Source organism: Streptomyces sp. NPDC002092, assembly GCF_053593775.1.
Map to the genome: position 1 here is coordinate 547,686 of NZ_JBSFDG010000002.1, position 20,645 is coordinate 568,330.

General features: G+C 68.0%; 19 protein-coding genes and 2 tRNA genes. 6 read left to right on the top strand and 15 right to left on the bottom strand.

The window, feature by feature from the left end; translation table 11 throughout:
- Positions 1–17: 17 nt before the first annotated feature.
- Positions 18–710, bottom strand: coding sequence for a class E sortase (locus ACWCRD_RS06610; protein WP_450964833.1), 693 nt, complete (start codon positions 708–710; stop codon positions 18–20).
- 24 nt (positions 711–734) lie between these two features.
- The gene (locus tag ACWCRD_RS06615; RefSeq protein ID WP_450964834.1) at positions 735–1,514 is read right to left on the bottom strand and encodes a DUF881 domain-containing protein; all 780 of its coding nucleotides are present in this window, start codon (positions 1,512–1,514) and stop codon (positions 735–737) included.
- Positions 1,515–1,656: 142 nt separating this feature from the next.
- On the opposite strand from ACWCRD_RS06615, the gene crgA reads away from it, so the two are divergent.
- On the top strand, positions 1,657–1,911 hold the full coding sequence (gene crgA / locus ACWCRD_RS06620) for a cell division protein CrgA (protein WP_389072781.1): 255 nt from the start codon (positions 1,657–1,659) through the stop codon (positions 1,909–1,911).
- Positions 1,912–2,178: 267 nt separating this feature from the next.
- Here the strand turns inward: crgA and ACWCRD_RS06625 are convergent, their stop codons facing one another.
- Together ACWCRD_RS06625 and ACWCRD_RS06630 are read right to left on the bottom strand one after the other, a co-directional pair.
- A complete protein-coding gene (locus tag ACWCRD_RS06625; RefSeq protein ID WP_450964835.1) occupies positions 2,179–3,093 on the bottom strand; it encodes a rhomboid family intramembrane serine protease in 915 nt (304 codons plus the stop codon).
- Between the two features lie 128 nt (positions 3,094–3,221).
- Positions 3,222–3,755 (bottom strand): peptidylprolyl isomerase, encoded by a 534-nt coding sequence (locus ACWCRD_RS06630; RefSeq protein ID WP_450964836.1) that lies wholly within the window; start codon positions 3,753–3,755, stop codon positions 3,222–3,224.
- Positions 3,756–4,115: 360 nt separating this feature from the next.
- Here ACWCRD_RS06630 and ACWCRD_RS06635 point away from each other — a divergent pair, with 360 nt between their 5' ends.
- Positions 4,116–4,817, top strand: coding sequence for a DUF5324 family protein (locus ACWCRD_RS06635; protein ID WP_450964837.1), 702 nt, complete (start codon positions 4,116–4,118; stop codon positions 4,815–4,817).
- A gap of 282 nt (positions 4,818–5,099) precedes the next feature.
- Here the strand turns inward: ACWCRD_RS06635 and ACWCRD_RS06640 are convergent.
- Positions 5,100–5,172 (bottom strand) — tRNA-Ala (locus ACWCRD_RS06640).
- Between the two features lie 181 nt (positions 5,173–5,353).
- Here ACWCRD_RS06640 and ACWCRD_RS06645 point away from each other — a divergent pair.
- Positions 5,354–5,902: a helix-turn-helix domain-containing protein gene (locus tag ACWCRD_RS06645; RefSeq protein ID WP_030938997.1), complete on the top strand. Its 549-nt coding sequence runs from the start codon at positions 5,354–5,356 to the stop codon at positions 5,900–5,902.
- Positions 5,903–6,083: 181 nt separating this feature from the next.
- Positions 6,084–7,622: a protein kinase domain-containing protein gene (locus ACWCRD_RS06650; RefSeq protein WP_450964838.1), complete on the top strand. Its 1,539-nt coding sequence runs from the start codon at positions 6,084–6,086 to the stop codon at positions 7,620–7,622.
- Between the two features lie 75 nt (positions 7,623–7,697).
- Here the strand turns inward: ACWCRD_RS06650 and ACWCRD_RS06655 are convergent, their stop codons facing one another.
- The gene (locus ACWCRD_RS06655) at positions 7,698–8,969 is read right to left on the bottom strand and encodes a hypothetical protein (RefSeq protein ID WP_450964839.1); all 1,272 of its coding nucleotides are present in this window, start codon (positions 8,967–8,969) and stop codon (positions 7,698–7,700) included.
- Between the two features lie 211 nt (positions 8,970–9,180).
- A complete protein-coding gene (locus ACWCRD_RS06660; protein ID WP_003999697.1) occupies positions 9,181–9,309 on the bottom strand; it encodes a DLW-39 family protein in 129 nt (42 codons plus the stop codon).
- Positions 9,310–9,636: 327 nt separating this feature from the next.
- Between ACWCRD_RS06660 and ACWCRD_RS06665 the strand changes: the two genes are divergently transcribed.
- Both ACWCRD_RS06665 and ACWCRD_RS06670 read left to right on the top strand, forming a co-directional pair.
- Positions 9,637–9,957 carry a DUF6344 domain-containing protein gene (locus tag ACWCRD_RS06665; RefSeq protein ID WP_450964840.1) on the top strand — a complete coding sequence of 107 codons (321 nt, stop codon included), beginning with the start codon at positions 9,637–9,639 and terminating at the stop codon, positions 9,955–9,957.
- Between the two features lie 210 nt (positions 9,958–10,167).
- Positions 10,168–10,383: a hypothetical protein gene (locus tag ACWCRD_RS06670; protein ID WP_450964841.1), complete on the top strand. Its 216-nt coding sequence runs from the start codon at positions 10,168–10,170 to the stop codon at positions 10,381–10,383.
- Between the two features lie 151 nt (positions 10,384–10,534).
- Here ACWCRD_RS06670 and ACWCRD_RS06675 read toward each other — a convergent pair.
- The 8 genes from ACWCRD_RS06675 to dnaN all read right to left on the bottom strand — a co-directional run bounded on the left by ACWCRD_RS06675 (position 10,535) and on the right by dnaN (position 20,519).
- Positions 10,535–10,611, bottom strand: a tRNA-Ile gene (locus tag ACWCRD_RS06675).
- Between the two features lie 136 nt (positions 10,612–10,747).
- Entirely contained in the window at positions 10,748–11,551 is an 804-nt protein-coding gene (locus ACWCRD_RS06680) for a DUF3566 domain-containing protein (protein ID WP_450964842.1), read from the bottom strand.
- Between the two features lie 18 nt (positions 11,552–11,569).
- Complete coding sequence (gene gyrA, locus ACWCRD_RS06685) at positions 11,570–14,164, bottom strand: DNA gyrase subunit A (RefSeq protein ID WP_450964843.1); 2,595 nt, start codon at positions 14,162–14,164, stop codon at positions 11,570–11,572.
- Between the two features lie 42 nt (positions 14,165–14,206).
- A complete protein-coding gene (gene gyrB / locus ACWCRD_RS06690; RefSeq protein WP_365834075.1) occupies positions 14,207–16,291 on the bottom strand; it encodes a DNA topoisomerase (ATP-hydrolyzing) subunit B in 2,085 nt (694 codons plus the stop codon).
- A 373-nt stretch (positions 16,292–16,664) separates the two neighbouring features.
- Positions 16,665–17,198 carry a DUF721 domain-containing protein gene (locus tag ACWCRD_RS06695; RefSeq protein WP_450964844.1) on the bottom strand — a complete coding sequence of 178 codons (534 nt, stop codon included), beginning with the start codon at positions 17,196–17,198 and terminating at the stop codon, positions 16,665–16,667.
- A complete protein-coding gene (recF, locus tag ACWCRD_RS06700) occupies positions 17,195–18,316 on the bottom strand; it encodes a DNA replication/repair protein RecF (protein ID WP_450964845.1) in 1,122 nt (373 codons plus the stop codon). Before recF ends, ACWCRD_RS06695 begins: the two co-directional genes overlap by 4 nt.
- Before the next feature lie 55 nt (positions 18,317–18,371).
- Positions 18,372–19,247 carry a phosphogluconate dehydrogenase (NAD(+)-dependent, decarboxylating) gene (gene gnd, locus ACWCRD_RS06705; RefSeq protein ID WP_450964846.1) on the bottom strand — a complete coding sequence of 292 codons (876 nt, stop codon included), beginning with the start codon at positions 19,245–19,247 and terminating at the stop codon, positions 18,372–18,374.
- Positions 19,248–19,388: 141 nt separating this feature from the next.
- Positions 19,389–20,519, bottom strand: a complete 1,131-nt coding sequence (dnaN, locus tag ACWCRD_RS06710; protein ID WP_351473073.1) for a DNA polymerase III subunit beta — start codon at positions 20,517–20,519, stop codon at positions 19,389–19,391.
- Positions 20,520–20,645 lie beyond the last annotated feature (126 nt).

The window sequence follows — 20,645 nt, forward strand, 5'->3', positions numbered from 1 at the left end:
GCCGTACCCGCACCAGACTAACGGCGCAGCGCCTCTGGTTTCCCGGCCTCCACAGGCTGTGTGGAATCCAGGTGCCCCCACACGATCAGCCGATGGCTGTGCCCCCACTCCGGATCGCACGTGGTGAGCGTCAGATAACGGCCCTCACGCGTGTACCCCGACTTACGTGGCACAGGATCGATCACCTCAACGTCCGTCGGAACAGTTTTGTAGGGCCCTTTGTCGATCCGATACGTGAACCAAGTGGTCCCGTCGGTCAGCACCACCGCGTCACCCGGCCTCAGCTCGGGGAAGTCCACGAACGGATCTCCGTACGTCCGCCGGTGCCCCGCCACCGCGAAGTTGCCCTCCTGCCCCAGCTGCGCGGTGTTCGCGTAGTGACCCAGCCCCTTCTTCAACGTGCTCACCGCAGTGTCCTCGAGCACCGGCTTGTTCCACGTGAAACCAAGCCGCGGGATGTACATGATCGCGAAGGGCTTGCCCGCGACATACGGCGCCGGCTTCCGGGGTCCGGCCGAGGCCCCGGATGCGACAGGGACCGTCGGATGCGCCGTCTGCTTCGCCCACTGGTCGTGCAGCACATCGATCTGGTGGCTCATCGCACCGTCCGCCCGCACACCCGTCCAGAACAGCACATACACAACGAAAAGCACGATCAGGCTGCCCACGGTGATACAGAGCTCACTGACGGTCCTGACGACGACGCGCACCGGCAGCTCCCGAAACGGCTCAGTTCACTCCACGGGCTGGGCGTAGTGCAGATCCACTGTGCCCGAGTAGCCGGGCAGAGTCACCGTCCCGTCATGGGTCACTTTCCAGCCGAGGCCATACACATTCACGTAGACCATGTAGTTCTGGATCGCCGTGGAATCCGACAGTGCCTTGTTCAGCTTGTCGGGATCCCCGATCGCCGTGATCTTGTACGGCGGCGAGTAGACGCGCCCCTGAAGGATCAGCGTGTTGCCCACGCAGCGCACGGCACTGGTGGAGATCAGCCGCTGGTCCATAACCTTGATGCCCTTGGCACCGCCCTGCCACAGCGCGTTCACCACCGCCTGCAGATCCTGCTGGTGGATCACCAGGTAGTCCGGCTGCGGCTCGGGATAGCCGGGGAGCTTGGCGGTGGCGTCCGGCGGGGCGTCATTCAGCGTGACGGTGATCGCCTCACCCTTCAGCTTCTGCGTGCCCGCACCCTTCTCCAGACCCGCGAGCTTCTCGTCCTGCGCCTTGGTGCTGCCGTCGTCACGCTCGGCGAAGGACTCGACCTCCCGGCGCAAAGAGCCGTTGGACTCGTCCAGTTCGCCGTTCTTGCGGCTGCGCTCCTGGATCAGGTCGGAAAGCTTCAGCAAGGACGTATCCGTACGGATATTGGTGCCCTTGGCCGTATTGAAACTGGTGAAGAAAATGAGCCCCGCGAGGGCGAAGACGGCCACCGTGAGCACCCGCACCGGCCGGAAACGGCGTCCGCGGGCAGGACTGGATCCGTCCTGGGGGGAGTCGGCAGAATTGCTCAACGTACCCTTATCTCCTTCGGCGCCGCGGAAGCACTACGCTAACGGACGCCCGGGGGAGCGCTAAGAGTCCCCTTGTACGCTGCTCCGGAGCCAGCCACAGTTCCCTGCGCGGCCACGCAGCGCATCGACAGGAGAGACCCTCGTGCCGAAGTCACGTATCCGCAAGAAGGCCGACTACACGCCGCCGCCGGCGAAGCAGGCGACCAGCATCAAGCTGAACAGCCACGCATGGGTCGCGCCCGTCATGCTGGCCATGTTCCTCATCGGCCTGGCCTGGATCGTCGTCTTCTACGTGACCGACGGTTCGCTGCCCATCGATGCGCTGGACAACTGGAACATCGTGGTGGGCTTCGGCTTCATCGCCGCCGGATTCGGCGTCTCCACGCAGTGGAAGTAACGGCCACCTCTCGGTGAACATAGCCCTGCCCAGGGCTATCCGCTGAGTTATCCACAGCCCGCAGAAAAATCCACAGCTCCTGGGGAAAAGAACGACCATCTGTGGATAACCAGCTGGCCATTGACGCCGATACGACCATCCCACCCAGCTTCGCAAATCTGTTCGCCCCCTGCCTGACCTGCGGAAACACTGGTCGGTGACAGGGGGCACAGCTGTTCCCGCACGCTATGCACAAGACTGGCAACCCGCTGTGGACAAGTGGGCACGTCAGGTGAGCTGAGCCGTCCTGAGCAGGGTCAGGACCACTACGACGACCAGGACCAGGGCGCAGGTGCCGTACTGGACGAGGGCGCGGTGTTCGCGTGGGGCATGGACCATGGCGTAGCCGGTGATGACGCCGGCGACGAGGCCGCCGATGTGGGCCTGCCAGGCGATGTTGAAGCCCGGGCTGAAGGTGATGATGAGGTTGATCACCAGCAGGGCGATCAAGGGGCGCAAGTCGTAGTTGAGTCGGCGCAGGAGGACGGCGGTGGCGCCGAGGAGCCCGAAGATTGCACCGGAGGCGCCCAGAGACGACTGGTTGGACGCTGCGAGGAGATAGGTCAGTGCGCTGCCGGCCAGTCCGGAGACAAAGTACAGGGAGAGGTAGCGGGCGCGGCCGAGGGCTGCTTCGAGGGGGCCGCCGATCCACCAGAGGCTGAGCATGTTGAACAGGATGTGGACGTAGCTGCCGTGCAGGAACATGGCGGTCAGCAGCCGGTAGTACTGGCCCTGTGCGACGCCTTCGACGCCGCCGAGCTGAGGGACGTAGGCCTGGCCGATGAGTTCGAACCGGTTGGTGAAGCTGTCTCCGACGGCCAGCTGGACGAGGAAGACGGCCAGGTTGATCCCGATGAGCAGCTTGGTGAGCAGCCGGGGGTCGGCCGTGACGGTGCCGCCGGCGATGGTGCGGGGGCGGGTGGCGGCCGGGTGGTGTCCGGTGCCGGAGTTGCCGCGGGCGCATTCGGGGCATTGGAAGCCGACGGAGGCGTTGACCATGCATTCGGGGCAGATCGGGCGTTCGCAGCGGGTGCAGCGGATGCCGGTCTCGCGGTCGGGGTGGCGGTAGCAGCCGGGCAGGCTCTGGGCGTGCTGGGGTCCCTGGTCGTCCGGGCCTTGTGGGCTGCCTGGCGCCTGGTCCATGAGATCCCCTAGGTCGTCGTTCGGGTGGTGTGCACAAATGCACCGCCCCGCCCATCTTTACGGATGGGCGGGGCGTTTGGTTCCTGCTGTGCGGGGACTCGACCTTGCGGGTGGGGTCCTCGTGGGTCTCAGCCCTCGCGGGTTTCGACGACGACGGACTCGATGACGACGTCGTTGACCGGGCGGTCGGTGCGGGGGTTGGTCTGGGTGGTGGCGATGGCGTCGATCACCTTCTGGCTGGCGGGGTCGGTGACCTCGCCGAAGATGGTGTGCTTGCGGTTCAGCCACGTCGTGGGAGAGACGGTGATGAAGAACTGCGAGCCGTTGGTGCCCGGACCGGCGTTGGCCATGGCCAGCAGGTAGGGCTTGTTGAAGGAGAGGTCGGGGTGGAATTCGTCCTCGAATTGGTAGCCGGGCCCACCGGTGCCGTTGCCCAGCGGGTCTCCGCCCTGGATCATGAACCCGCTGATCACCCGGTGGAAGACCGTGCCGTCGTAGAGCTTGTCCGTGGTCTTCTGGCCCGTTTCAGGGTTGACCCACTCCCGCTCGCCCGTGGCGAGCTCGACAAAGTTCCGGACCGTCTTGGGCGCGTGGTTCGGCAGGAGCCGGACTTCGATGTCGCCGTTGTTGGTCTTCAGGGTGGCGTAAAGCTGCTCAGCCACGATCTGCCTTCCGTTGTCTTCCTGTGACTCCCTGATCCTCGCACGGTCTGCGTCGTGCGTCGCCCGGCGCCCGTCTGCGGGGCTTGTCAGGGGTGTTGCTTGCAGAAATCCGGTCGAGTGTGTCCGGGCCGGGGGCGCTCGGCTGCGATCCGTGGCATTGTCGACGACAAGCGCCTGTTGCCCCGTATTCATCCTCTATTGGACTTGATCGGCTCTCGATCGGCTCTTGCTGGAGATGGTCCTGAGTCGGTGTGCATGACCCGGATGCCCGCCCTCACATGCCCCGGTGTCTGTTGACAGGCATGATCCGTAAAAGGGTGGAAAGTCGAAATACCGTACGCCACCGAGGAGGAGGAACCCGTGACCCGCATCGACAGCGTGCGCGCCGCGACCGGTTCGGCGAAGGACAGCGTGCTGCACGCCGCGGAAGTGGTGGCGCCCTACGCCGACACGGCCAAGGACAGGGCCGCACACTACGCACACGAGGCACGCGTACGGCTCGCGCCGAAGGTGTCCCAAGCCGCGGATCAGGCCCGCGTCCAGTACGACGCGTATGTCGCGCCGCGTCTGGAGCAGGCCCGTACGCATGTGCCGCCGAAGGTCGACCAGGCCGCCCATGAGGCTGCCGTCCGTACCCGACAGGCGGCCCGGCAGGCCGCCGACTATTCCCGGCCGAGGCTGGAGCAGGCGGTGGCCGTGGCCGGGCCTGTGAGGGACGAGGCCGCCGCGCGCGGTGCTGCCGCATTGGCTGCGCTGCGCGGTCAGGTCTCGCCGAAGGAGATTCAGAAGCTGGTTCGTCGGCATGAGCGTCGGGCGAGGGCCGGGCGTGCCGCGAAGGTTTTGCTGGTGTTCGGTGCTCTCGCGGGCGGTGCTTTTGCTGCCTGGAAGTGGTGGGACAAGCAGGCCAACCCTGACTGGCTGGTCGAGCCGCCTGCTGCGACGGAGGTTCCGGAGCCGAGCCGGTTGTCGTCGGTGGACGGCAGTGGTCAGTCCTTGCTCGACCCTGAGGTGCAGGCCAAGGAGGCCGAGGAGGAGGCTGCTCAGCGCGACGACGGCCGGTGACGTGCTGTGGGCTGAACTATGGCGTGGGGCGGGAGACTTGAGGGTCTTCCGCCCCACGGCTGTGTTTCACGTGAAACACGTCCGGCGGCGCAATCACCTCGCGGATGGCGTCCGCGGTGTCGGCGTCTTCGGTACCGGGGGGCTGCCTCGCTCGGCCTGGTCCCGTGTCCGTGTCCGGGCGGCCGCTGCGTCCGGCAGCGGTGAGCCGGCCAGGTGGGGGCGGTCGCGGTGGCGAAAAATCCCCTCCGCACTGCGTTTCCGCAGGTCGGAGGGGATCCGGAGTGGAGCCTAGGGGAGTCGAACCCCTGACATCTGCCATGCAAAGACAGCGCTCTACCAACTGAGCTAAGGCCCCGGAAAGGGGACATCCCCCGGTAGAACCGCGTACCGGTGGGTGCCGCAGACCAGAGTACCGGGTCACCCCCGGGATCTCGCAAAAAGATTGGGGGTCCCCGTGGACGACCACTCTCCGTAAGATGCTCGGCGTGGTTCGCTACAGCGAACCACAGTACTTGGGGAAGCGATGGGGAGACGCAATGGACGCCGCACAGCAGGAAGCGACCGCAAGAGCGCGGGAACTGCAGCGGAACTGGTACGGGGAGCCGTTGGGGGCGCTCTTCCGTAAGCTCATAGAAGATCTCGGGCTCAACCAGGCCCGTCTCGCGGGGGTGCTGGGGCTGTCCGCTCCGATGCTGTCGCAGTTGATGAGCGGGCAGCGGGCGAAGATCGGCAACCCGGCTGTCGTGCAGCGGGTGCAGCTGCTTCAGGACCTGGCGGGGCAGGTCGCGGACGGCAGCGTGAGTGCGGCCGAGGCCACGGAGCGCATGGAAGAGATCAAGAAGTCGCAGGGGGGCTCGGTGCTCAGCAACACCACGACCACGACGAGCAGTTCGGGGGCGCCCACGGTCAAGCGGGTGGTCCGCGAGATTCAGTCGCTGCTGCGCTCGGTGGCGGCCGCGGGGGACATCATCGACGCCGCGGACACTCTCGCCCCCAGTCATCCGGAGCTGGCGGAGTTCCTCCGGGTGTACGGCGCCGGCCGCACTTCCGATGCGGTCACGCATTACCAGTCGCACCAGAGCTGAGTCCGTGGCCCGGTCGCCGAAGGGGGTTCGGCGGCCGGGCCGACGGTCGAGGAGGGGCGCGGGGGCGCGGGGGCTCGTATCACTCATCACACTCGTCGAGGAACGGCGCTGGGGGGAGTCGTACCACTCGTCGAGGGGCAAGCAAGGGGGGTAGCCGAAGGGGGAGGAGCGACGCAGAGCCATGGGTGAGGTCTTCGCCGGCCGGTACGAACTGGTCGACCCGATCGGGCGCGGAGGGGTCGGCGCTGTCTGGCGCGCCTGGGATCACCGCCGCCGTCGTTATGTGGCCGCCAAGGTGCTGCAGCAGCGCGACGCGCACTCTCTGCTGCGTTTCGTCCGCGAGCAGGCTCTGCGGATCGATCACCCCCATGTGCTGGCGCCGGCCAGCTGGGCCGCCGACGACGACAAGGTCCTGTTCACGATGGATCTCGTCGCCGGCGGTTCGCTGGTTCATCTGGTCGGGGACTACGGTCCGCTGCCGCCGGCCTTCGTGTGCACCTTGCTGGACCAGTTGCTTTCGGGGCTGGCCGCGGTGCATGCGGAGGGTGTGGTGCACCGCGACGTCAAGCCGGCGAATGTCCTGTTGGAAGCCACGGGCACGGGTCGGCCGCGGCTGCGGTTGTCCGATTTCGGCATTGCGATGCGGCTGGGTGAACCGCGTCTGACGGAGACCAATCTCGTGGTGGGGACGCCGGGTTATCTGGCGCCGGAGCAGATGATGGGCTCGGAACCGGACTTCCCCGCCGATCTGTTCGCGGTGGGCCTGGTCGCGTTGTATCTGCTGGAGGGTGCCAAGCCGGACGCCAAGGCGCTCATCCAGTACTTCGCGGCGCACGGGACGCCGAGCGCGCCCAAGGGCATTCCCGAGCCGCTGTGGCAGGTTGTGGCGACGCTGCTGCAGCCCGACCCGCAGGCCCGGTTCCGTACCGCCACAGGGGCGCGCAAGGCGCTCGCCTCTGCCAGGGAGTTGTTGCCGGAACCCGGCCCCGACGACGAGTTGATCGAGGTCTTCGACCAACTCGGCCCGCTCCCACCGGGGTTCGCCCCCTCGGGACCGCTCAAGGCCGCACCGGGAGTGGAGGCGAGGAAGGAGGCTGACACTGACGGAACCGGTGTAAGTGGAGCCTTTTCGCGGCCCGTTGAGCGGTCTGTTGAGGCAGAGGCGTCCTCGGTGTCGTCCGCTTCGGACGCCGAGGCGGTGGCGTCCTCGGCCGTGACACCGCTGCCCGACCCGCGTCAGGGGCCGGGGCACCAGCCGGAGCCGTCCGTCCCCACCCAGCCGCCGAGCATGTCGGACACCGGCAGCTTCCATCTGCCGCCCCCGCAGGCCACCGCCTCCTCCGCCCGGACTCCCGCTCCACAGCCGCCGCCCCCCGCGCAGGCGCACCCCGGCCAGGGCAGCCGGCACGAGCCCGCCTACGTCTCCCCTCATGACCCCACGCATGTACTGCCCTCCCCCCAGTCGTACAGGCCGCTGCACCCGGCCCAGGCCCAGGCCCCGACGCCGTACCAGCGCGCTGATGTCTCTACTGTTTCGTACACCGCCCAGGCCCCTCAGGTTCCGCCTCCCGTGCAGGCAATCCCGCAGGAGACGACGCGCCGCAGCCATCGCGCCCGTCCCGCGCGGCGTCCCGGCCCGCCCGCCAAGGTGGCGATCCCGCTCCTGCTTATCGCGCTGGCCTGCTACGCCGTGGGGTTCTGGGCGCTGACCCGTATCTGAAGAACTGTCCGCCGTCTCCCGAGCCGAGGGCCGCAGGACCTCACCGGGTCTCTGCCACGCGCCGGGCCGTGGGCCTCACCAGGCCCGTGTTCTCCGCCGGGCCGCGACCGTCCACACCCCGAGCACCACGAGCACGAGCGTGCCCGCTCCGATCCCGCCAGCGGCGAGGGCCTTCATCGTGGCGTGGGTGTCTGGGGTCGCGCCCTCGGGGGCTGCCTGCCGGTCCTGCGCGGTGACCTCGAAGACGTTCTGCGGCACGGACTGCCCCTCGTAGCCGGGGCCGTCCTGCGCCGCGCCGTCGATCCCGATGCGCAGCGTCAGCCTGAAGGGCCCGTCGCCGAACTTCTGGGCCACTCCCGCGGCGAGGTGCACCACCAGGTAGTACGAGCCGGCGAACCGCATTCCGTTCACGCGGGCGGGGATGGCGTAGCGGTTGCTGTAGTCGACGGCGGGCACCGCGGCGAGGGAGGCCGGCTTCTGCTTGCCGTCGTAGCCGACGCTCGCGTCCTCCACGTCGGCGCGGACGGGGTTGTAGAGGGTGAGGGCCAGGGCGTCGATGGCGTAGCCGTGGCCGTCGCCGTTCACGCTGCCGAGTTCGGCCGTGGCGGACGGCTGCTGGCCCCAGCCGACCGGGACCTTGTAGAAGAGCGTCTGCCCGGGCGTGATGTCGGCGCTCCAGACGCCTTGTCCCACGGAGGTCGCCCGGGAGAAGCCCGCGCCGCCCTGGCTGTGCTCGGCCGCGCCCGAGACAGGGGTGGGTGAGGTGGAGTTCCACACCTTGGGCGGGCTCGTCGCACCGGCCTGCTTCAGGCGCGGTTCGGTGGTGGTGGTGATCTCCAGGTCCCAGGCGCCGGGCGAGGAGTCCGTCGTACCGGTGCGTTCGACGACGACGTAGTAGGTGCCGGCGCCCTGGCAGAGGGGGGCGGCCGGGGAGGTGGTTCGTGCGCCCCATGCCGTGATGGGGTGCGGGCTCTTGGCGGCGCCGAAGCGGGCGCGTTCGTTGGAGCAGGAGTGGTTGTCGGCGTCCTGCACCGACACCCTGATGCCGTCGGTGATGGAGAGCGTGGCGTCCGCGCGGGGGATGGCGGTGACGGAGACGTACGCGTTGGACGCGGCGTCGAGATGAAGGCGGTAGTAGAGCTCCGCGTCTTTGGGGAGGGAGCTGCGGTAGGTGCTGCCGGCTTCGAGCAGCTCGGCGCCCGTGGTTCCTTTCGCGCCGTCCACAGGCTGTGCGTCCTGTGCAAAGGCGTAGGAGGACGCGGCGGAGATGCCGGTGCCCGGGGTTTCGGCTGCCGCCGCGGCGGCCGGCCAGGGCGCCCCGGCTGCCGTACACAGCACCGCTGCCACGGCCGCCACGCGCGCGCGTGCCGAGGGACGCCCGCGCCATGCTCTCGCGCGCCACCACGCCGTACGCCGCCCCATCACGCGCCACCCCTCGTCGTCGTCCGGACCGCAGGACCGTCGCCCATCCTGCCCCGTGGGGCCGGGCCTCATCCGGGCAACACAAAACCCCGACCGCAAGGACGGCCGGGGTCTGTTCAGATTCGGTTGTCGATACTCACGAACCCGTGGGCACGGAGTCGGTCGCCTCCGTCCACAGATCCTGCTCGGCGCGATCCGCCTGGATCTGGCGGTACACGAGGAGCCCGCCGATGGCGGCCAGTGCGACCAGGAGAAGCTTCTTCACCGCGCGACCTCGTCTTTCCTTGACGTAGGGGACTTCTGGCGCCCGACTATACACACCGACCGATACCGATCGGTGACCTGCGTGGGCCCTCAACTCCCCTCCGGCACACCGCAGTAGAACCGGAGGTCACCGCTCCGATCTGAGGGTGATCACATCCCCACGGACGGTGACTTTGTTCTTCATTCTCCTATTTACGAGCGGTTTGCGCCCATCCGGGTGTTGTTCATCTGAACATCGCCGCGCCACGGGCGTCGGTCCACCACTTCGCGGCCCCGATACACATCATGAGGAAAGTACGCAAATCGCCCGACCCGAAAGTGAGGGGCCATGGCCCAGAACCAGGTCATGAAGCTGTGGAACGTCCTCGTCACCGCCTTCCTGGCGCTGTGCACGACGCTCGGACTCATCACGACGACCGCCGCCGCGGCGGTACCGCAGACCGAGGCGACCGGCAACTGCAGCGCGCCGGTGACGATCCCGACGGCATCCCACTGGTCCTGGACCTACGCCAGGGCCCTGCCCCCCACGATGAAGCAGCGCATCCGCGCCGAGGCTCACGGAAAGTCCCCCAGCTGCCGCCACCGCCCCCTCACGGAGGCGGAGGCGGGCACGGACCTCTCCGAGCCGGCCACTCCCCTCCAGCTGTGAGGCACCACCCCTGCAACCCGGCGTAACGGCGAACTTGCGTACCCGAACCGCCCACGCAGAAGACCCCCGACCGATTCCGGTCGGGGGTCTTCTGCGTGGGCGGGGCCGCTGCGTCGACCGCCGCATTGTCTTCGGTGTCTCCTGCGACAATGCCGCGGACAGGGAGGCTGGTCATCAGGCAGGGGGAGGATCGGCGTGTTTCTCCGAGGGGTGCTCGCACTCATCGCGGGCGGCGCTTTCATCGTGGTGGCCTGTGGCTGTCGCGGCGTGGACGTCTGGGTATGGGACTGGGCAGACCTCACCTTTGCGGCGCATTCCAGGACGCGATGGGGGTCGCCCTGGAAGAGCCTTGAACGCATGAGACTGCAGTTCGGCTTCATGGGCGTCGCGTTGGTGGTCCTCGGACTGGTGACCGTGACGCGCTGAGAGCGCGGTGGGAGGCGATCCTCTGCGTTACGTCCGCGCATCAGGCGGGCCGGCGACCTGCCCGCCGACTCCTGGGAGATCCGCTCATCGGCTGGTGTCAACCGGTGGTGCCAAAAGACCCCCGGTCCGTGTGGACCAGGGGTCTTTTCGCTGGTGGGGCTAACAGGATTTGAACCTGTGGCCTCATCCTTATCAGGGATGCGCTCTAACCAACTGAGCTATAGCCCCGCCGCGCTCTGCGGTGTGTGTCCCGCGCGCTGACCCCTGAAGATTAGCGCACGACGTGGGCAGTCCCAAAATCGGTTGTCTCAGGGACGGGGGGCAGGGCCGGCGGCGGAGGTTTGAGCGATGTTCGCGGTTGGTGTCACTCGTCCTCGGCGAGCGTCAGCTCGATGCCGCCGACGAAGCCCGCGGAGAGGTTGTAGATGAACGCGCCGAGGGTCGCGAGAGCCGTCGCGAGGACGACGTCGATGACCGCGATGATCGAGGTGAACATCAGGACATGCGGGAGCGACAGGAACGACTGCAGGTCGAAGCCGTTCGACTCGTTGGAGCCGGTGGCTTCCGAGATCGTGCCGCCGACCGTAGAGAAGACGCCCATCGCGTCCATGACCATCCACAGGACCGCGGACGCGACGATCGTGCAGATGCCCAGCGCGATGGAGAGCAGGAAGCTCACCTTCATGACCGACCACGGATCGGCCTTCGCCACGCGCAGACGTGCCTTGCGGATGCGGGGCGTGGTGCGCGCGCCGGTGCGCGGCCGCCGTACGGCGCCGGCCGGTGACTGGGCGGGCGACTGGGCCTGGTTCTGGTAGGCCTGCGGCGGATGGTAGGGCCCGGCGGGCTGCTGCGGCTGCCGCTCACCGGGGAGCGGGGAGGCCGCCTGGGGCGGTGCGGGCTGGGCCGGAGGCTGCTGCGGCTGCGGCTGGACGGCGGGAGCGGGCCCGGCCTTCTGCTGCTGCGTCTGCGGGCCTCGGGGTTCCGTCACAGTTCCCCCCTGGGATCCATGAGTCTCCGACGAGGGCGAGTCGGTCTCGGCTGCGTCGATCTTGCGCAGTTGGGTCGTGTGCGAATCCGTCGCACGCGCGGCGGAGCCACGGCCGCCTCCGTCCGATTCCGTACCCGTGGGGGTAGCGGCCGATCCGGCGCCCGTGGCTCCGCTCACGATGACTCACTCCTCGTGCTACTCGGCCGAGGGCGCCTCACCCTCGTCCGTGCCGGTGGTCGCGGCACCTTCGGCGGTCTCGTCGACGGCCACATCGCCGTCGACCTCCTCCGCCTCGCGTCCCGCCTCGGCGTTACGAGCGATACCGACGACGGCATCGCGCTTGCCCAGGTTGATCAGTTGGACGCCCATGGTGTCACGGCCCGTCTCCCTGACCTCGTTGACTCGCGTACGAATCACACCGCCCGACAGCGTGATGGCGAGGATCTCGTCGTTCTCCTCGACCACCAGCGCGCCGACCAGCGAACCGCGGTCCTCCACGATCTTGGCAGCCTTGATACCGAGGCCGCCGCGACCCTGGACGCGGTACTCGTCGACGGCAGTCCGCTTCGCGTACCCACCGTCCGTAGCAGTGAACACGAACGTACCGGGTCGAACAACATTCATCGACAGAAGTTCATCGCCCTCACGGAAACTCATGCCCTTGACACCGGAGGTGGCACGGCCCATGGGCCGCAGGCTCTCGTCCGTGGCGGTGAACCTGATCGACTGTGCCTTCTTGCTGATCAGAAGCAGATCATCGTCGGGCGAAACGAGTTCGGCGCCGATCAGTTCGTCGTCCGAACCGTCCTCCGTCTCCCGGAGGTTGATCGCGATCACACCGCCGGAGCGGGGTGAATCGTAATCCTTCAGCGGCGTCTTCTTGACCAGGCCGCCCTTGGTGGCGAGGACCAGGTACGGCGCCGCCTCGTAGTCGCGGATCGCGAGGATCTCGGCGATCGCCTCGTCCGGCTGGAAGGCGAGCAGGTTCGCCACGTGCTGGCCGCGCGCCTCACGGCCGGCGTCCGGAAGCTCGTAGGCCTTCGCGCGGTAGACGCGGCCCTTGTTGGTGAAGAACAGCAGCCAGTGGTGCGTGGTCGACACGAAGAAGTGGTCGACGATGTCGTCCTGCTTCAGCTTCGTGCCGCGTACGCCCTTGCCGCCCCGCTTCTGCGAGCGGTAGTCCTCCGTCTTGGTGCGCTTGATGTAGCCGCCGCGCGTGATGGTGACGACGATGTCCTCTTCGGCGATCAGGTCCTCCATGGACATGTCGCCGTCGAAGGGCACCAGCATCGTCTTGCGGTCGTCGCCGAACTTCTCGACGATCGCGGCGAGTTCCTCGCTGACGATGCCGCGCTGGCGGACCGGGGAGGCGAGGATCTCGTTGTATTCGGTGATCTTCGCCTGGAGCTCGTCGTGCTCCTGGATGATCTTCCGGCGCTCCAGGGCGGCCAGTCGGCGCAGCTGCATCTCGAGGATGGCGTTCGCCTGGATCTCGTCGATCTCCAGGAGCTCCATCAGCCCCGCGCGCGCGATGTCGACGGTGTCGCTGCGCCGGATCAGCGCGATGACCTCGTCGATGGCGTCCAGGGCCTTCAGCAGGCCGCGCAGGATGTGCGCCCGCTCCTCGGCCTTGCGCAGCCGGAAGCGCGTACGGCGGACGATGACCTCGATCTGGTGCGTCACCCAGTGGCGGATGAACGCGTCCAGGGAGAGCGTGCGCGGGACGCCGTCGACCAGCGCCAGCATGTTGGCGCCGAAGTTCGTCTGCAGGTCCGTGTGCTTGTACAGGTTGTTCAGGACGACCTTGGCGACCGCGTCCCGCTTGAGGACGATGACGAGGCGCTGACCGGTACGGGAGCTGGTCTCGTCGCGGACGTCCGCGATGCCGCCGATCTTGCCGTCCTTCACCAGGTCGGCGATCTTCTGGGCGAGGTTGTCGGGGTTGGTCTGGTACGGCAGCTCCGTGACCACCAGGCACTGGCGGTTCTGGATCTCCTCGACCTCGACGACCGCACGCATGGTGATGGAGCCACGGCCCGTGCGGTAGGCCTCCTCGATGCCCTTACGGCCCACGACCAGGGCGCCCGTCGGGAAGTCCGGGCCCTTGATGCGCTCGATGAGGGCGTCCAGGAGCTCCTCGTGCGAGGCGTCCGGGTTCTCCAGGTACCACTGGGCGCCGGCCGCGACCTCGCGCAGGTTGTGCGGCGGGATGTTGGTGGCCATGCCGACCGCGATACCGGCCGAACCGTTGATCAGCAGGTTCGGGAAGCGGGCCGGCAGGACGGTCGGCTCCTGGGAGCGCCCGTCGTAGTTGTCCGTGAAGTCGACGGTCTCCTCGTCGATGTCACGGACCATCTCCATCGACAGCGGCGCCATCTTGCACTCGGTGTAGCGCATGGCCGCCGCCGGGTCGTTGCCCGGAGAGCCGAAGTTGCCGTTGGAGTCCACCAGCGGCATCCGCATCGACCACGGCTGCGCGAGGCGGACCAGCGCGTCGTAGATCGAGGAGTCGCCGTGCGGGTGGTAGTTGCCCATGACGTCGCCGACGACACGGGCGCACTTGTAGAAGCCGCGCTCGGGGCGGTAGCCGCCGTCGTACATGGCGTACAGGACGCGGCGGTGGACGGGCTTGAGGCCGTCCCGGACGTCGGGCAGCGCACGCGAGACGATGACGGACATCGCGTAGTCGAGGTACGAGCGCTGCATCTCCGTCTCGAGCCCGACGGGCTCGACACGCTGGGCGATGTCGCCGCCCTCTTCAGGCGTGAGGGGGGTGTTCTCGTCGGCCATTGCTGGTGAAGATCCTTCCTGGTGCGGTCAGCTGAGACCGACTCAGATGTCGAGGAAGCGGACGTCCTTGGCGTTGCGCTGGATGAACTGGCGGCGCGCCTCGACGTCCTCGCCCATCAGGACCGAGAACAGGTCGTCGGCCTGCGCGGCGTCGTCCAGGGTGACCTGGCCGAGCACCCGGTGCTCCTGGTCCATCGTCGTGATGCGCAGCTCCTCGGCGTTCATCTCGCCGAGGCCCTTGAAGCGCTGGATGGAGTCCTCACGCACCCGCTTGCCGCGCTGGCGGCCCAGCTCGAGCAGCGCGTCGCGCTCGCGGTCCGAGTACGCGTACTCGGTGTCGTCCCGGCCCCACTTGATCTTGTAGAGCGGGGGACGCGACAGGAACACGTGCCCGGCCTCGACCAGCGGCCGCATGAAGCGGAACAGGAAGGTCAGCAGCAGGGTGTTGATGTGCTGGCCGTCGACGTCGGCGTCCGCCATCAGGATGATCTTGTGATAGCGGAGCTTCTCGATGTCGAAGTCCTCGTGCACGCCCGTACCGAAGGCGGAGATCAGCGCCTGGATCTCCTGGTTCTGCAGGATCTTGTCGATCCTGGCCTTCTCGACGTTGAGGATCTTGCCTCGGATCGGGAGGATCGCCTGGTACTGCGGGTTGCGGCCGGACTTGGCCGAGCCGCCGGCGGAGTCACCCTCGACGATGAAGATCTCGCACTTGGTCGGGTCGTTCGACTGGCAGTCGGAGAGCTTGCCCGGCAAGGACGCCGACTCCAGCAGGCCCTTACGACGCGTCAGGTCACGGGCCTTGCGGGCCGCCACGCGCGCGGTGGCCGCCTGGATGCCCTTGCGGATGATGTCCGCCGCCTCGTTCGGGTTGCGGTCCAGCCAGTCGTTGAGGTGCTCGTAGACCGCTTTCTGGACGAAGGTCTTCGCCTCCGTGTTGCCCAGCTTGGTCTTGGTCTGGCCCTCGAACTGCGGCTCGCTCAGCTTCACCGAGATGATCGCCGTCAGACCCTCGCGGATGTCGTCACCCGTGAGGTTGTCGTCCTTCTCGCGCAGCAGCTTCTTGTCGCGCGCGTACTTGTTGATCAGGTTGGTGAGCGCCGCGCGGAAGCCCTCTTCGTGCGTGCCGCCCTCATGCGTGTGGATGATGTTGGCGAAGGAGTACACGCCCTCGCTGTAACCGCTGTTCCACTGCATGGCGACTTCGAGGGAGAGGCTCTTCTCCTTGTCCTCCGCCTCGAGGTCGATCACGGTCGGGTGCACCACGTCGCCCTTGCGGGAGTTGAGGTACTTCACGAAGTCGACGATGCCGCCCTCGTAGTGGTACGTGACGTGCTTGACCTCGGCGGTCTCGTCGGCACCCGCCTCGTCCGCCCCGGACGTGGCCTTCGCCGACTCGCGCTCATCGGTGAGTTTGATCGTCAAACCCTTGTTGAGGAACGCCATCTCCTGGAAGCGCCGCGAGAGCGTCTCGAAGGAGTAGTCGGTGGTCTCGAAGATGTCGGCGTCGGCCCAGAAGGTGACCGACGTGCCGGTCTCCTCGATGGCCTCGTGCTTGGCGAGCGGCGCCGTGGGGACGCCCATCTTGTAGTCCTGCGTCCAGCGGTGACCGTCGGTCCTGACCTCGACCGCGACCTTCGAGGACAGCGCGTTCACCACGGAGACGCCGACGCCGTGCAGACCACCGGAGACCGCGTAGCCGCCACCGCCGAACTTGCCGCCCGCGTGCAGCACGGTCAGCACGACCTCGAGCGCCGGCTTGCCCTCCGAGGGCACGATGCCCACCGGGATGCCGCGGCCGTTGTCGACCACGCGCACGCCGCCGTCGGCGAGGATCGTCACGTCGATGGTGTCCGCGTGGCCGGCCAGTGCCTCGTCGACGGAGTTGTCGACGACCTCGTACACGAGGTGGTGCAGCCCTCGCTCACCGGTCGAGCCGATGTACATACCGGGGCGCTTGCGGACCGCGTCCAGGCCCTCGAGGACGGTGATGGCGCTGGCGTCGTACGAGGCGGTGACCTCGCCGTTCGACGAGGTCACCGCGCCGTTCTCGCCGGCGTCGGTGGACGGGATGTTCTCGTTGGGGTTGCCGGAATCGGCCACGAAGCGCCCTTTCTGGCACAGCACGAGCCGGGCTCGTCGGCGGGTTGCCGGAGCGGCTGCGGCATGTTGCGTTGGTAAGCCTTGTTCAGCGTTGCTCAGCTTTTCCCGGACGTCCCCACGACTGGGGCGGGATTGGCTTCCAGTCTACCGGTAGCGCCGACAGTGATGGGGGTTTGCCGGTACCTGAGTCCTCATGTGGCGCCCTGAACCGGCGTCTTCCGGGTCCCCATATACGGAGCAGGGCTCCAAGAGGCTCACAGAGGCACTCAGCGCTTCCGACTGTCAACCCTTGGCTACTTGGGAGTCAGGTCGCAATTCGCAACCGTGTGCGGTGGCACGACGCAGAGGCCGCCGACGCCACTACGGGACCGCCGACGGCCTGCAGATGTGAGGTCTGTCACCCATACGTGTCGCCGGGGCCCGTGCTGCCAGGGGCACGCAAGGGGCCGTAGCGACGGGGGGGACCACTGGGCCCGTTCACCTTGATCATCTTCACCGCGCCGTGGCCGAGATCCTCATTGAGCCGGGCCACGAGCGTGGGGGCGAGCAGGCGCAGATTCGTCGCCCAGGCCGTCGAATCGCAGCGCACCACCAGAACGCGCTCGTCCTCGTCGTACTTCTCCGGCTCGCAGTGCTTGGCCACGTCCTCGCCGACGATCTGCGGCCAGCGGCCCATCACCCCGCCCACCGCCGCCGGGGTCTCCCAGCCGCGCTCGGTGATGAGCCGGTTGATCGCAGCACCGAGCGCCATGGGGTCGCGCCCGTCAGCGCGTGCGCCGGAGCGCAGACCGCCGCGCCGCGCCTGCTTCTTCTGCTGCGCCGCGTCCCCACGCGCGCGTGCCTGCTCCTTCGCCGCCCTCAGCGCCACGCGCGCGAGGTCGACGCCGGACGGCTCGGGGGCCTTCTTGGGCGCGGGCTGTTCGTCCGTCATGCGCGCTCCACCGTCCCGTCCGACACGGAGTACCGCGTCCCCGTCAGTACGTGCGGTACGTCGTCGTCGACCGCCGCGGTCACCAGCACCTGCTCACCGGGCGCGACCAGCTCCGCCAGGCGCTCCCGGCGCCGGGTGTCGAGCTCCGCGAAGACATCGTCGAGGACGAGCACCGGCTCGTTGCCCTCGGCCCGCAGCAGGTCGTACGAGGCGAGGCGCAACGCCAGCGCATACGACCACGACTCCCCGTGGGAGGCGTACCCCTTGGCGGGCAGCTGACCGAGTTTGAGAAGCAGATCGTCCCGATGAGGTCCTACGAGGGTGACGCCCCGCTCGATCTCCTGCTTGCGCGCCTCGGCGAGCGCCCCCATCAGCTGCTCGTAGAGATCCTCCCGGGTATGGGCCTCACCGGGCGCGGACGGCTTGTACTCCAGGCCGACCGGTCCACCCCCCGGCGCCAGCTGCTCGTACGCCTTGTCGGCCAGCGGCTGGATCGCCGCGACCAGGTCCAGGCGCTGGGCGAGCAACTCGGCGCCCGCGCGCGCGAGATGCTGGTCCCAGACGTCGAGCGTGGACAGGTCCATGGAACGGCCGCCGTGCCGACGCGCCAGCGCGGCCGACTTCAGGAGCGTGTTGCGCTGCTTCAGCACCCGCTCGTAGTCGGAGCGCACGCCGGCCATCCGCGGGGAACGCGCGGTGATCAGCTCGTCGAGGAAACGACGCCGCTCACCGGGATCGCCCTTGACCAGGGAAAGATCCTCGGGCGCGAACAGCACGGTCCGTACGATGCCCAGCACATCACGCGGCCTGACCTGCGAGGACCTGTTGATGCGGGCCCGGTTGGCCCTGCCGGGGTTCAGCTCCAGCTCGACCAGCTGCTGCCGCTCGCCCTGTTTGACCTGCGCCCGGATGACCGCGCGATCCGCGCCCATGCGCACCAGCGGGGCGTCGGAGGCCACCCGGTGGCTGCCGAGGGTGGCGAGATATCCGACGGCCTCGACGAGGTTCGTCTTGCCCTGCCCGTTCGGGCCGACGAAGGCGGTGACGCCCGGGTCGAGCGGGACTTCGACCCGGGCGTACGAGCGGAAGTCGGCCAGCGACAGGTGCGTGACGTGCATGGTCGGTCGCCGACCTCCCCCAGGTTGCGGGCTGACTTTTCAACAGCCCTGTGGATTACTTTTTCTCGACCGCATGGCCGCCGAACTGGTTCCGCAGCGCCGCGATCATCTTCATCTGCGGAGAGTCCTCCTGACGCGACGCGAACCGCGCGAAGAGGGAGGCCGTGATCGCGGGCAGCGGCACGGCGTTGTCGATGGCGGCTTCCACAGTCCAGCGTCCCTCGCCGGAGTCCTGTGCAAAACCTTTCAGCCTGTCCAGGTGCTCGTCCTCGTCGAGGGCGTTCACCGCGAGGTCCAGCAGCCAGGAACGGATGACCGTGCCCTCCTGCCAGGACCGGAAGACCTCGCGCACATCCGTGACCGAGTCGACCTTCTCCAGCAGCTCCCAGCCCTCGGCATAGGCCTGCATCATCGCGTACTCGATGCCGTTGTGGACCATCTTCGCGAAGTGCCCCGCACCGACCTTGCCGGCGTGCACCGAGCCGAAGTTCCCCTCGGGCTTCAGCGCGTCGAAGACCGGCCGCACCTTGGCGACGTTCTCCGCGTCACCGCCGTACATCAGCGCATAGCCGTTCTCCAGGCCCCAGACGCCGCCGGAGACACCGCAGTCGACGAAGCCGATGCCCTTGGCCGCCAGCTCCTCGGCGTGCCTCTCGTCATCCGTCCAGCGTGAGTTGCCGCCGTCCACGACGACGTCTCCCGGCTCCAGGAGCTCGGCCAGCTCGTCGATCGTCGACTGGGTGGCGGCACCGGCCGGGACCATCACCCAGACCACGCGGGGCCCGCTGAGCTTGCCCACAAGTTCTTCCAGGCTGTGGACATCGGCAAGGTCCGGGTTGCGGTCGAATCCGATCACGGTGTGGCCTGCGCGGCGTATCCGCTCACGCATGTTGCCGCCCATCTTGCCGAGGCCGACGAGACCGAGCTCCATCAGTTGATCCTTAGGTTGCTTGTGTGGCGAGTGGGGCACGTTCGTACCTGCGTCCGAGCCTAAACCCGGACGCTCGCGCACACCTGTGGGCATACCCGCTCATAAGTACGCCCCGACCTGCGGATTCTCTGAGGAGAGCGATCAGCCGCTGAGCCGCACAGGCATGATCAGGTACTTGTAGGCCTCGTCCGCCTCGGCATCAAGCGCCGGCTTGCCGCTGAGCAGCGCCGGCTTGGTGGACGTCGTGAACGACAGCTGCGCCACCGGCGAGTCGATGGCGCTCAGACCGTCCAGGAGGAACGTCGGGTTGAAGGCGATCGAGATGTCATCGCCCTCCAGCTGCGCATCCACACGTTCCACAGCCTGTGCATCGTCACTGGAGCCGGCCTCCAGGATCAGCACGCCCTGCTCGAAGCTCAGCCGCACCGGGGTGTTGCGCTCGGCGACCAGGGCCACACGCTTGACGGCCTCCACGAAGGGGGCGGTCTCGATGACGGCGACCGTGTTGAACTCCGTCGGGAACAGCGTGCGGTACTTCGGCAGATCGCCCTCGAGGAGGCGGGTGGTGGTGCGCCGCCCGGCGCCCTCGAAACCGATCAGCCCCTCGCCCGCACCCGAGCCGGACAGCGCCAGGATCACGCTGTCGCCGCTCGTGAGGGCCTTGGCGGTGTCCAGGAGCGTCTTGGCGGGCACCAGGGCGACCGCGGAGGCGTCGGGGTTCTCCGGCTTCCACAGGAACTCACGGACCGCGAAGCGGTAGCGGTCGGTGGAGGCCAGGGTGACGGTGTCGCCCTCGATCTCGATGCGCACACCGGTGAGAACGGGCAGCGTGTCGTCACGGCCGGCCGCGATGGCCACCTGGGCGGCGGCGGAGGCGAAGACCTCACCGGGGACGGTGCCCGTGGCGTTCGGCATCTGCGGCAGCGCCGGGTACTCCTCCACAGGCAGGGTGTGGAGTGTGAATCGGGAGGACCCGCAGACCACGGTCGCCCGTACACCGTCTGTGGAAATCTCCACGGGCCGGTTGGGCAGGGCGCGGGAGATGTCGGCGAGCAGCCGGCCGGAGACGAGGACGGTGCCCTCCTCCTCGACCTCCGCCTCCACGGACACACGCGCGGAGACCTCGTAGTCGAAGCTGGAGAGGCTCAGAGCACCGTCCTCGGCCTTCAGCAGAAGGCCGGCGAGGACAGGCGCCGGCGGACGGGCCGGGAGGCTGCGCGCCGCCCAGGCAACTGCCTCCGCGAGTACGTCGCGTTCCACCCGGATCTTCACTGTTGCCGCCTCCTGCTGTTGCCGGCGCTTCTCGCCCTGCCTGGCTTCGTCGTCTGTCTCGGTGTCGTCGGTCCCTTTGGTGGGAAGGACACCGGGGAACAGTCTGACGCACGGCACTGACAGTAG

Coding starts and splice junctions, on each gene's coding strand:
- ACWCRD_RS06625 (WP_450964835.1), bottom strand. CDS start 3,093: ATGGACCAGGCGCCAGGCAGCCCACAAGGCCCGGACGACCAGGGACCC.
- ACWCRD_RS06645 (WP_030938997.1), top strand. CDS start 5,354: ATGGACGCCGCACAGCAGGAAGCGACCGCAAGAGCGCGGGAACTGCAG.
- ACWCRD_RS06650 (WP_450964838.1), top strand. CDS start 6,084: ATGGGTGAGGTCTTCGCCGGCCGGTACGAACTGGTCGACCCGATCGGG.
- ACWCRD_RS06665 (WP_450964840.1), top strand. CDS start 9,637: ATGGCCCAGAACCAGGTCATGAAGCTGTGGAACGTCCTCGTCACCGCC.
- gyrA (WP_450964843.1), bottom strand. CDS start 14,164: ATGGCCGACGAGAACACCCCCCTCACGCCTGAAGAGGGCGGCGACATC.
- ACWCRD_RS06695 (WP_450964844.1), bottom strand. CDS start 17,198: ATGACGGACGAACAGCCCGCGCCCAAGAAGGCCCCCGAGCCGTCCGGC.
- recF (WP_450964845.1), bottom strand. CDS start 18,316: ATGCACGTCACGCACCTGTCGCTGGCCGACTTCCGCTCGTACGCCCGG.
- gnd (WP_450964846.1), bottom strand. CDS start 19,247: ATGGAGCTCGGTCTCGTCGGCCTCGGCAAGATGGGCGGCAACATGCGT.